Source organism: Kitasatospora sp. NPDC048239 (genome assembly GCF_043202015.1).
In the GTDB taxonomy this organism is placed as follows: domain Bacteria; phylum Actinomycetota; class Actinomycetes; order Streptomycetales; family Streptomycetaceae; genus Kitasatospora.
In genome coordinates, this window is the sequence record NZ_JBICZP010000015.1 from 185,520 (window position 1) to 197,280 (window position 11,761).

At 68.6% G+C, this 11,761-nt stretch carries 8 protein-coding genes; 4 read left to right on the plus strand and 4 right to left on the minus strand.

What is annotated here, in order from left to right; translation table 11 throughout:
• Positions 1-99 precede the first annotated feature (99 nt).
• Complete coding sequence (locus ACGFZP_RS31885) at positions 100-1,998, minus strand: zinc-ribbon domain-containing protein (protein WP_392939615.1); 1,899 nt, start codon at positions 1,996-1,998, stop codon at positions 100-102.
• A 227-nt stretch (positions 1,999-2,225) separates the two neighbouring features.
• Positions 2,226-3,941, minus strand: coding sequence for a DUF6119 family protein (locus ACGFZP_RS31890; protein ID WP_392939617.1), 1,716 nt, complete (start codon positions 3,939-3,941; stop codon positions 2,226-2,228).
• A gap of 435 nt (positions 3,942-4,376) precedes the next feature.
• Here ACGFZP_RS31890 and ACGFZP_RS31895 point away from each other — a divergent pair, with 435 nt between their 5' ends.
• Complete coding sequence (locus ACGFZP_RS31895) at positions 4,377-4,874, plus strand: hypothetical protein (protein ID WP_392939619.1); 498 nt, start codon at positions 4,377-4,379, stop codon at positions 4,872-4,874.
• Positions 4,875-4,990: 116 nt separating this feature from the next.
• On the opposite strand, the gene ACGFZP_RS31900 is transcribed toward ACGFZP_RS31895, so the two are convergent.
• Together ACGFZP_RS31900 and ACGFZP_RS31905 are read right to left on the minus strand one after the other, a co-directional pair.
• On the minus strand, positions 4,991-5,329 hold the full coding sequence (locus ACGFZP_RS31900) for a hypothetical protein (RefSeq protein WP_392939621.1): 339 nt from the start codon (positions 5,327-5,329) through the stop codon (positions 4,991-4,993).
• 215 nt (positions 5,330-5,544) lie between these two features.
• Complete coding sequence (locus tag ACGFZP_RS31905; RefSeq protein ID WP_392939623.1) at positions 5,545-6,630, minus strand: ISAs1 family transposase; 1,086 nt, start codon at positions 6,628-6,630, stop codon at positions 5,545-5,547.
• Between the two features lie 159 nt (positions 6,631-6,789).
• Between ACGFZP_RS31905 and ACGFZP_RS31910 the strand changes: the two genes are divergently transcribed.
• The 3 genes from ACGFZP_RS31910 (at position 6,790) to ACGFZP_RS31920 (ending at position 11,671) form a co-directional block, all read left to right on the plus strand.
• A complete protein-coding gene (locus tag ACGFZP_RS31910; protein WP_392939625.1) occupies positions 6,790-7,248 on the plus strand; it encodes a trypco2 family protein in 459 nt (152 codons plus the stop codon).
• Positions 7,249-7,296: 48 nt separating this feature from the next.
• Positions 7,297-10,335 carry a tetratricopeptide repeat protein gene (locus ACGFZP_RS31915; protein ID WP_392939627.1) on the plus strand — a complete coding sequence of 1,013 codons (3,039 nt, stop codon included), beginning with the start codon at positions 7,297-7,299 and terminating at the stop codon, positions 10,333-10,335.
• Positions 10,336-10,672: 337 nt separating this feature from the next.
• Positions 10,673-11,671, plus strand: a complete 999-nt coding sequence (locus tag ACGFZP_RS31920) for a hypothetical protein (RefSeq protein WP_392939629.1) — start codon at positions 10,673-10,675, stop codon at positions 11,669-11,671.
• Positions 11,672-11,761 lie beyond the last annotated feature (90 nt).

An 11,761-nucleotide genomic window follows, 5' to 3' on the forward strand; every position in this document is an offset into this window, starting at 1 on the left:
GGCTCCGGCCGGTTCCCGGCCTTCGCCACGCGTCCCAAACGCGGCGACCGCCATCGCCGAAGTCCTCCATGAGGCCGCCGAACTGCAGGTGACTCCCGGCTATGTCAACTGGCGGTCGCTGGTGGTGAGCTGATGGTGTGCGTAGTCCAGCCACACGTCGCTGGTGACCCGGCCGCGGACGCCCAGAGCGCAGCCTTCCCGGTGGGCCCAGTCGGCGACCGGAGCTTGGGCCAGGAGACCGTCCCCACCCAGCAGATCCGAGCGGCCGGCGGCATCGAGCCGGTAGGAGGCGGTGAACCGGTCGGCCACCCGTCCTGTAACGGCGATCTCGTGCCCGCGCCCGGCGGCCCACGCGCGTACTGCCAGTATCTCCTCGCGGGAGATCACAGGGCGCTTGCGCTGGGAGACCTCATCCTTGAGGCACCCGCAACTGGTGCGGGTGCCGTAGGAGACCTGCGACTGGACCGCGGTGACGATCTCGTTGCTGCCGCAGCGCCGGCACAGGTAGTCGCGGACGATCTCGCGGGGCTTGCCCGGTCGCCGGTAGGGCTCACCCACCGGTGTGAGCCAGCTGTCGGGATGCGCAGCGGTCGCGCGCAGCGCGCGTGCTTTCGGCTCTGCCTTGGGACGCTTGGCGCGAGGAGGAGCCAACTGCCCCCAAACCTCGGCGATGTACGCGTCCGCCTGGTGCTGGGCGACCGCCACGCCACCGGCGAGGTAGTCGTCCAGGCGCGGCCAGTAGTGTGCCGCGTAGCGCTCGCGCAGGGCCCGTGCGACAGCGCTCGCCTGCTCGAAAGGCCCGCTGCGCTCGGCCACGCCGACGCTCAGAAGGTGCTCTCCCTCGAGCGGCTCGAGGGCGCCGACCCGGACATGGACCACGAGGTCCAGCAGCCCGGCGCTGGCGAGGACCTCGCTCTTCTCCCGCTCGTTGCGCCGCCCTGCTCCCTCGCGCACGGTGGAGGCGTGGTGGTACGAGCCGTCGTACTCGACGCCGACGGCTGCCTCCAACCCGGGCAGGTGCAGGATGGCGTCTACCTCCACGTCCTGGTAGCGCCAGTGTGCGGGCTTGAACGCGGGCGGGACGGCGAGGCGGTGGGAGGCGAAGTCGCGGACGCCGTCAGGCAGTCGGGGATCGGGACGCTGTGCCGGGGCAAGATCGAACAGTTCGGCGAGCTCGGCGGCGAGCCGGACCTGTTCCTTGGAGATCCCCGAGGTCGAGCACTGTCCGCAGCCGTTGCCCTGGACGCGGTTCAAGATGGTGGACTCCCATCGGTGGCCGTGGCGGCACCGCCACAAGAGCGTGGCGTACATCCCCGGGTCCGGAGTCTTGTTTCTCTGGGAGGCGTTGTGCGTTGTCGTCGGCATCGTCGCGGGATCCAGCTCGGGGTCGTCCAACTGAGCGGCCAGCTCGGGAAACCACGTCTGAAGGCTGTTCGTGTCGTCGACCAGGAAGCCGGCACACACCAGGCAGGCGTCCTGCTGCAGGGCGCGGCTCTTCACCTCGGCGGTGAACCGGTGCTCCACCGTGCGCCACAACCCGGTGACCGGGTCCACCGCCCACGTCCGGCACAGCCAAGGCACGTGGCTGTGGGAGCCGTAGGCGACGTCCTCGACCGGCTGGTCGCCCCGGTACTGGGCGGCGAGAGTGGGCAGGTCCGCCAGCCGCGTCAGTTTCCGGCATGCCGGGCAGCCCGCGCCCGCCTGCACCCGGTCCTTCGGCCAGGCCGACCAGCGGGGATGGTCCTCAGGAAACAGCGGGCACCGCCACCAGTAGGGACTCTCCACGCCCCGGCGCTGGGCCGTGGCCAAGACCTCCTCGGGGCTCGACGGGTTGCAGGGATCCCACTGCTGGGCCACGGGATGGATGTCTGCGACCACGCTCTGGCCCCGCCCACCGCTGCGGTTGGCCCACAGCGCCCTCACGGTGGTCTTGTGCGCGTCCCAGAACGCATTCGCATCGCCTTGACGGCTCTGCGAGGCCGTCAGCTCCTCGCGCACACCCGTGCGCCACGCTCGCCGTTCGGCAGGCCCCAGTACGTTCGCATGGCCTGCACCATCCGCCGCCGGTCCTCGCGGCTGCCGCACCCGACCGGCAGCGGATCCGGCTGCGGAGGCCAAAGAAGAGTGCTGTGAGAGGAGTTGGACTCCAGTCCCGGAACTGGGCGAGCGCTCGATGTCGACACGCGCCGCAGACTACCCGGCCCACGCGCGGCGCAGCGGATGGGCTACTCGTCCTTGTTCTCCTTCTTCGGCTTGAAGGTCATCTGTATTCGGGCGATGGTCGGCACGGAGCCGACCATCCTGACGCGCCGGGCGAAGCTGCGGAGGTTGACCTTGCTGAACGTCGGCAGGTCCTGCGGGAGGCGCTGGGCTCCGTCGAAAGCGATGGCGTAGGTGACGAAGCGAGGCGGTTTGGCGCCAGCGGCCTGCTCCAGGGCCTGGTTGTCCGAGAGGGACTTCACGGCGTCGATGAAGTCGTGCCGGTAGGAGGCGTCCGCGACAAGGGTCTGGGCGGAGACGAACCCCTGGGAGAACAGATGGCTGAGGGTCTGGCTGCCGGTGTAGTGCTTGACGTGGATCAGGTAGCCGTTCTCGTGGAGGAGGTCGCACGCCTCGACCTGGTCGCCGTTGCCGTCCTGCGGGAAGAGTCGGTGCCGGTCCAGGCAGACGAGGTCGTCGCGGTCCTCGGCGGCCTTCTCGTTGTAGTGCTTCTCCCAGTTCTTTCTCGGTCCCCAGTCGTCCCAGGTGCGAAGCCCCAGCAGCGCTGTGACGTTCTCGATCTGGGCGAGGTCCTGGTCCAGCTTCTCGTAGTAGCCCTCGGCGAGGGCGTACCACTTGCCGAGGGTGAGCAGGTAACGCTGCTGCCCGTCCCCGGCTTCGAAGACGAGCCAGTGCTTCAGGGGCTTCGCCGGGCTGGCCGGCTCGCCATTGGCATCCCGTGCCATGACTTTCACGCTCTTCAGGCTGCCGACGGTTTTCCTGCCCGGAAGGTCGGAGACGGCCGATCGCAGGGAGGCCAACGACATCTCGTCGAACTCCCGCGATTCGCCGCCCTTTTGGGCCACGAAGTCATGGAGGTTCTCGATCGACATGTCGTCCGGTGGGGCGAAAGCGAGCACGTGAATGTCCATCAGGTCCGCTGGCACCGCTGAGGCAGTGCCGGCTCCGGCGACGTCCGTTGTCTCGAACAGAGCGACGGCCAGCCGCTGTTCGAGACGCTGGACAACCTCACTCGTGGCCCGCAGTGGCTCCAGGGAGTCGATGAAAGCGAGGTCGCGTGATGCCTCGCTCCCCAGGGTGGCCTGGAGCATCTGCGCAAGGACGTCACGGACCGCATGAAGATCGGTGTCGATTTTGAACGATACGGAATCGGTTGCGACGATGGCTCCTAGTTCGGGGATCTCGATCCCTTCCTCGAGATTCCCGACCAGCTTCCGGGTGAACTCACCGTCCAACTCCACCTCGAAGTCCCTAAGGGATGAGTTGGACGGTATTTGAACCCATTGAGACCGGGCGGAGGCATCGATCCTCCGGCTTCCGATTCCGTTCATGGCATTGCTGTCGAACTTTCGGGCGGCGAAGCGCAACCCGAAGTTGGCCTCGATGTGCGACCACTCCAGTGTGGAGCTGCTGTACCCGAAGCAGATGGCGAAGGTCCGGCCTTGGACAGGGAGGAAGATGACGAGGCGGTGGGAGATGTTCTTGATGGACGAAAGCTCGGAGAACGTGGGCGTCAGGAGCCGCGCCCAGGCGGGAACCTTGTCGGAGTTCTCCTTGAGGTAGGCGACACAGCCCTCCGGTACGCCGTCGCCGGGACCGAGCTGCCTCATCCCCTGGGTATTCCCCGGCCGATATTGCACCCGAAACGCCCGATCGTACGACTCAAGCCCTTCGCGGAGGAGGAAGCAGTTGAACCTCAGCTTGGATTTTGCCTGCGACATGCAACCTCCAGGGCGATGAGAGGCCCCAGGGTAGGGTCGGTTGCTTCTCGGTTCAACCATTTCTTCCAAATGAGGTGCGCACCCAATTATGGCGGGCCACTGACAAGCGCGCCACGTGGTGAGCACGCAACGCACGAAGCCGAATGGCGTATGCGGCAGCGGCTGGCTGGCGCTGCAGTCGGGACGGCTCGCCCGCGCCCGCGCCACGCCCGGTAGTGATGGCGGGCGTGACAACACGGGGTCAGCGCCCGAGGCGGTCCGACAGGGCGTACTCGGCGCTGCCCACCTGCCGCCACGTCCGGCGCCGGGTTGCAGACCTACAGGACTGGGACCCGTCGCGGGGGCCGTTCGGTTGAACCCGCCCGCCCGGCACGGGCACGCCGCTAGGCTCGCGGGGGAGCGGGGCCCTATCTGCATGCTGTCCAGGAGGAACTCATGGGGCGTCAGAAGCCCAACAAACCGCGCCGGGACAGTACGAAGGGTGTCCACCGCCATCCTGGCCTGAGCCTGGACGCCGGCCCGCACCCCGACGGCTGGAAGGCGGACCGCGCACTGCTCGAGGCGGTCACCGGTGCCGCGCTCGCGCGTTGCACCTCCTGCCAGGGCGTGACGCTCACACTGCTGGTCGAGGACTCGGTGACCTGCGCCCGCCTTGTCGAGCTGGCATGCGAGGCGATCACCAAACGTGAAGGAAGTCTGCCGCACAACCAGACCGACCCCGATGCGTCCGGCTACGCCAGCCTGGCCTTCCGCCGTCTCGCCCGCGCCAGCCAGGACGTCACCGCCCACCGCATGTACCAGGAATGCGAACAAATGACGGTCCACGAGCGACGCGCAGCCGCCAACACCGCCCTCGACACCCTCGTCGGCTACGCCACCCTGCCCCAGGGACTGCTCACCCGGCTGAGGCACGCGACCGCGGACCCCCGATAGGGTAGAGAGTCGTGACACACTGTTACGGCATGCCAGTCGTGACTGCCCGGGAAGCCGCATGCTGTGCCTTGACGGACACGGACAGAGACCGGCAGTTCCGCTCAACCTGAAGGTGGTCAGGCACGGCCGCCCAGGCTCCAGCCGTCGACGGCGGGGGTCAGGTTGGTGGTGCGGAGTTCACCCAGTTGCCAGGGCAGGCAGGAGCGTTCGCCGAGGATGGCGTCGAGTTCGTGGCCGGTGGGTGCGGGAAGCGGTCGGAGCCGGCCGCGGGCGGGCCGGTCGGGTACGGGCCCGGTCCGTTCACCCAGCCGGGCCCCGGGCGTGCGGGGGTGGCGGGAGGCCCACATCGACAGGCTGTGCAAGGCGGGCCCGAGGGGGATGTCCCAGGTGTCGATGAGGTCGGCGGTGCGGGCCAGCCACGCGCCTTCGGACCCGTCGGTGAGGGTGTGGCGCAAGCGTCGGCGTTCGCTGGCGGCGAGTGCGTGGTTGTCAGTCTTCTCTCTAGTTACAACATGAGAAGGCTTCTGACTAGGCATGCTTGAGATTCAAAGAAGATTTCGGACCGTCAAGTGGTATGTCACTTGAGCTGCACTGGTTGACATAGTTGCTTCTCCGAGCCCAGCACTGCCAGGGCTCTTGCAAGGTCTGACTTCTCCGGTATTCGCACTGGTCAGCGGGGGATGCCGAGGAGGTCGAGTGGCTTGTTGAAGGGCTCGTACGACACGTCGCGGACGGCTGCGGCGATGTTGGTGGCGCCGTCGGCGCGGAGGTGGTTGAGCGCGGCGTTGCGCAGGGTGGCCATGTCCTCGGGGCCGTGGCCGGTGCGGACGCGGGAGCGGTCCTCGTCCCAGAGGGTGTCCCGCACGTAGTGGATCTTGTTCTCGATGCCCCAGTGCCCACGCACGGCCTCGGCGAGGTCCGCTGGCTTCGCGCGCGAGGACGGCAGGTCGGTGATCACGTAGACGGTCTCCCGGGTCCGCTTCCCGGTAGCGCGGTCGGTGCGGTGCCGGGTGATCCGGGCGACCTGCCTGACGTGTGGGAACGTGAAGTGGGAGACGGTGAGGGCCTGGACGACGCGGGTCTCGGCGCGGCCGTGGCCCCGGCTGCGGTCGTAGTACTTGGCAGTGGCCTGCTGCCAGGGCAGGGCCCGGCAGGCCGCGTACAGGGTCGGCTGGTTGGCCTTCACGGTCAGCACGAAGTGGGCCTTCTTCTGCTCGACGAGGAAGCGGGCGGTCTCGGTCTGGGTGTGCAGGGCGTCGGCGGTCACGACGGCGCCGATGATGTCCAGCGTCGCCAGCAGGTCGCGCAGGCACGGGATCTCGTTGGTCTTGTCCGGCACCCGCAGCTGGGCCAGGATCCGGTCGTCCTGGTCGATGATCGCGAGCAGGTGCGCAGCCTGCTGGTCACGGGTGCGTGAGCCTCGGGTGCTCTTGCCGTCCGCCGCGAGCCGCCGCGGCCGGGAACCCGGCACGCCCGTCGGCCGCAGCAGGGTAGCGAGTCCGGCCGGGTTCAGCTTCTCGACCATCCGGCGCACGGTGTCCGTCGAGGCCGCCGGTCGCACCCCCAGCACACCGCGCGGCGGGAAGCCCAGCCGCTCCAGCGTGTGCTGCGGAGCCCGCCGCAGCCACTGGCCCATCGCCGCGTACGAACGGGCCCCGGCCACCACCGCGCAAGCCGCCGCCCTGACCAGCGCGAGCAGCGGATACCGGCGCCCGCGCCGATCCCGCGGATCCCACGCCTCGGGCCCGTCACCCACACCGGTGACAAGGCACGACAGCACAGCCACGGGCATGGAAGACTCACAAAACACTGAAGCTCCGTTGGTGGCAAGCGACTTGATAGGTCACTCACCCCAACGGAGCTTCGGTCTATCCGGTCACACCCCCGTGAATCCCGCTGTCCGTCTCGTTCCTTGTTGCAGGCGGCGCGCAACGCTCTGATCTGGCGTGTTGTGGCAGGTGTGGTGCTGTACCTACGGTTGGTGACTTCACTGGTAGTGCCGGTCGCGGATCGCGTTGACTGGTCGAAGAGTTGGAGGTCTGTGGTGGATATCGAGCTGTCGGATGCGGTGGCGGCGGTCCGGGATGAGCTGCTGGAGGCGGCTGCGCGCGGGGCGGCCCAGAACCTGCAGTTCAAGGTCGGCCCGGTGGAGCTGGAGTTCGCCGTGGAGCTGCGGGTGGACGCGAAGGTGAAGGCCGGGTTCAAGGCGTGGGTGGTGACCGCGGGGACGGAGGGCGGTGTGGCGCGGGGACGCACGCACAAGGTGAAGGTCACCCTGACGCCGCAGAACGCGGACGGGACCGACGTGATGGTCCACGGTGACAGTGACCGTGCCGAGGGTCCTGGTGATGTCTCCGGGTACATCGAGGACTGACAGGCGGACAGAAGCGGCGGCGGCAGGGCCGAAGGGGACGGGTAGCGGGTGGAGAAGGACCGGATCGTGGTGGTGCGGGGCTCCGGCGGCCCTGGGTCGGGGTATGTGATCGCGCCTCATTTGGTGCTCACCTCCGCTCATGTCGTCCCCGCGTCAGGTGGGGGCGTGTCGGTGTTCCGGCCGGGCCGAGCGGCCTTGTACACGGGGCAGGTGGTGTGGCGGGGTACTCCTGAGGGGCGTGACGACGCCGCACTCGTCCTCGTCGAGGACAGCGGCTGGACGCCCCCGGACGGCGGCAGACCGATGCGGTGGGGCCGGCTGGCCACCATCCTGACAGGCACGCCGTGTGAGACCTGGGGTGCTCCTGACCTCGTCCAGCGCAAGGACCGGCCCACCGATACTTTGCACCCGACGGGCACCTTGAACCCTGGGGACCGGGAGGTCGGCAACCGGTACGTCATGAACATCGACGGCCATCCGCCGGCGCCCGTAGGGGACGGGAAGTCGCCGTGGGGCGGGATCTCGGGTGCCGCGCTGTTCTGCGGGGACCTGCTCACTGGTGTCATCGCCGCCGACCCCGGCGGACGCTCCCGTGCCGTCCTGGAGGCGGTGCCCGCCTACGTCCTTCTGCTCGACCCGTCCTTCCGCGCCGTGCTGGCCGAGCACGGCGCGGGAGTTGGCACCGTTCTGGAGGCCGTGGAGTGGCAGCATCTCAATGACACTGCTGACGTGGCCGGTGGTCTGGTCCGCTCACCTGCTGTGCTGCTGCACGCCCGGCGCCAGATCGTCCCCTTCCGCAGCCGGACCAAGCTTCTCGAGCAGCTGTACGCCTGGAGTCGGCAGCCGGGTTTCGGTGCCTATCTCCTGCACGGACCCGGCGGTCAGGGCAAGACCCGGCTCGCCCAGCACCTCACCGACACCCTCACCGCCGAACGGGGACAAGTGCTGTGGCTGGCCCCCGGCGCGGCACCCGAAGACCTGGCAGTTCTCGCCGGCGCGGCCCGTCCCCTGCTCGTGGTCGTGGACTACGCCGAGACCCGCACCGCCCAGCTCCTCGCCCTCCTCGACGCCGCCGGCCGCCACCGCGGCACCAGCCCGTTCAAGCTGCTGCTGGCCCGCACCGCCGGCGACTGGTGGGAGAACCTGCAGAGCGCCACATCGCGAGCCGAAGACCTACTCGACGGCTCCCCGGTCACCGCCCTCGGCCCGCTGGAGCCGGAAGCCGGCCAGTCCCGCATGCAGGCGTATCGGGAAGCCGTCGATGGCTACGCACGTCACCTGCCGCGCATTGGCGACTGGCGGGACCACGACTGGCCCGCCCTTGCCGACCGGCTCGGCGACCGTCCCCTCGGCGCGGCCGGTCTCGCCGGCGCGCTGACCCTGCACATGACCGCCCTCGCCGACCTCCTCGACGCCGCCACCGGCACCTCAGGCAACATCGGGGACACCGGCGGTGCGGGGCCCACAGCCGCGGAGGTGGAGGACCGGCTGCTGGTCCACGAACGCCGCTACTGGACCACCGCGGCCAAGACCCGCGGACTCATGGCCGCATTGAGTGAGGACACGCTCGCCGATGCGCTCGCGGCGGCCTTCCTCCTCGGTGCCCACACCAACACCGACGCCGACGCCGTTCTGCGCCGAGTCCCCGCTCTCGCCGACCAGATGCACGACCTGCGCACACGCGTCCGCACCTGGATCACCGCCCTCTACCCACCCGCCAGCAACGACCGCAGCTGGGGGCTCCTGCAACCCGATCGGCTCACCGAACGGTTCATTGGCCGCCACCTTAATCGCGACCCCGAACTCGCTCACCACCTCGCCACCAATAGCAATCGCCCCCCGATCAACCACCCCCAGGCCGAGCAACTCCTCACTCTCTACACCCGCGCCGCCACCCACCCACCGCTGCGCCAACTCGGCCCACAACTCACCACCCTGATCACCACCCACCCCGACACGCTCGCCCTCGCAGCCATCGACACCGCCGCCCAGGCTGAACACGCCACCCCGCTCCTCGACGCCCTCCAGCAGATCACCGACAATCCCGCCACTCCCGTGGACGACCTCACGGCCCTGGCGGACAAACTGCCCGCGGCGAGCCACCTGCTCGCCCCCTTGGCAGCGCACGTGGCAGAACGCCTCACCAGCACCTACCGCAGGCAAGCCCAAACCGACGCCAGCCGCCTGCCACGACTCGCCATCAGCCTTAACAACCTCGGCAGTCGGCTCGGGCAGCTTGGGCAGCTGGAGGGCGCCCTGGCCGCGCTCGAGGAAGCCGTTACCCTCTACCGCCACCTTGCTGACGCACGCCCCGACGCCCACCTCCCCGACCTCGCCGCCAGCCTCCACAACCTCGGCGCGACCCTTGCAGGAGTCGGACGGCTGGAGGACGCCCTCACCGCGGTCCAGGAAGCCGTCACCCTTTACCGTCACCTCGCCACCGCACGCCCCGACGCCCACCTCCCCGACCTCGCCTTGAGCGTCGACAACCTCGGCGTCCAGCTCGGGAAGCTTGGGCGACTGAAGGACGCCCTCACCGCAATCGAAGAGGTCGTCACCCTCCGGCGCGGCCTCGCTGACGCACGCCCCGACGCCCACCTCCCCGACCTCGCCGCCAGCCTCCACAACCTCGGCGCGACCCTTGCAGGAGTCGGACGGCTGGAGGACGCCCTCACCGCAATCGAAGAGGCCGTCACCCTCCGGCGCGGCCTCGCTGACGCACGCCCCGACGCCCACCTCCCCGACCTCGCCGCCAGCCTCCACAACCTCGGCGGCCAGCTCTGGGCCATCGAGCGGCTGGAGGACGCCCTCACCGCAATCGAGAAGGCCGTCACCATCTACCATCACCTCGCCACCGCACGCCCTGACGCCCACCTCCCCGACCTCGCCGCCTGCCTCTACACCCTTGCTGCGGGCCTTGGGGGATTCGGGCGGCTGGAAGACGCCCTGGCCGCGATCGAAGAAGCCGTCACCCTCTACCGCCACCTCGTCGCAGCGCGCCCGGCGGCCCACCTCCCCGACCTCGAGAGGGCTCAGGAGCTACGAGCCGTGATCCAAGAGGTAGTCAAGGCCGGTGGGGCCCCGTGAATTCACCAGCTGCTAAAAAGGCTGCCAAGGCCTTGGCCCGGACCAGCCACTTCACAAGATCACGCCGACTTTGCAACAGCCCTGCCAGCACTGCCCTGTCACTGAAGTGCGGTGCTTGAGTTAAGAAGAAAATGTCGTAACTGTATAGATAACTACCTTGCTGGAAAGCTACTTGAGGTACGCGCTTGTGATCTTGAGGCCTGTCTGGTGGGGCAGAGGTGGCGGCCGTGTCCGGGGCATATGGTGACGAGACGTCATCAATGTTCCCAGGCATAGCGGTTGTATGGTCGGGTCAGCTCCGCGTGGGAGTGCTTGCCTGTGTTTGATGGGGGATGACGTGGCCCGGATCGACCCGATAGCCCGGGCACAGGCGATGCGGGAGCGCGGCACTGATCCGCAGGTGCCCTATCCGGGGGTGGACAAGCCCTGGGCGGGGATCTGCCAGACGTGCCAGCAGGAGACGAGGTCGTCCTACACCAGCGTGGTCACCAAAGGGCAGGGGGTGTGCTTCCACTGCGGGCAGCGCAAGAGTTCCCGAGCGGCAGCCGAGAAGCGCCGCGTCAGCCCCGAAGCGGCGGAAGGGGCCGTCCGCGCGGCTGGCGCCGAACCGCTGGAGCCCTTTCCCGGGACCCAGGCAGTCTGGCGCTGCCGCTGCCAGGCGTGCGGCAGGGAGATCGACGTCTGGTACTCGAGTGTGGCCTACGCTGGCAACGGGGCCTGCCTCTATTGCTCCGGCACCATGCGCATACCGGATGAAGAAGCGCGAGCCGAGATGCTCGCACTCGGGCTCGAACCCCTGGTCGCTTACCCCGGGTTGAACTCCAAGTGGCGCAGCCGCTGCCTGAACTGCAAGAAGACTGTCGACCCGACTCTCTCCAACGCCCGGAAGACGAAGTCCAAGTGCCGCTACTGCGCACAGCGGGCAACTGATCCCGAGATCGCGGTCTCGATCATGGAGGACGCCGGGCTGCGGCCGCTGGAGCCGTTTCCCGGGAGTGTCACAGCGCCCTGGCCAGCTGAGCACGAGGCATGCGGGAAACGAGTCGAACCCACACTGGACAAAGTCATCCAACGCAGGCGGGCTCCCTGCCAGCACTGCGCCAGATTCGGATTCAAGCCGGACCAGCCGGGCTACCTCTACCTCCTGGTCCACGAGGAGTTCGGCGCAGGGAAGATCGGGATCTGCAACGAGAGCAGTGAGCGGATCCGTGCGCACGAGCGGAAGAGCTGGACGCTCGTGCGCCGGCAACTTCTCCCCGGCGCGCTTGCGCTCGGCGCAGAGCAGCTAGGGCGTTTCTTTCCGATCATCGGATCGTTGGTCTGGTCGTGCGGTTGACTGACGCGCAGTGGGCGCGGATAGAGCCGTTGTTGCCGGACCGGACGCCGAAGCGAGGCGGGCGGTGGCGCGATCACCGGCAGGTGATCG

Bases quoted from the DNA above. Each gene is read 5' to 3' on its own strand.
- ACGFZP_RS31890 (WP_392939617.1), bottom strand. From the start codon at position 3,941: ATGTCGCAGGCAAAATCCAAGCTGAGGTTCAACTGCTTCCTCCTCCGC.
- ACGFZP_RS31895 (WP_392939619.1), top strand. From the start codon at position 4,377: ATGGGGCGTCAGAAGCCCAACAAACCGCGCCGGGACAGTACGAAGGGT.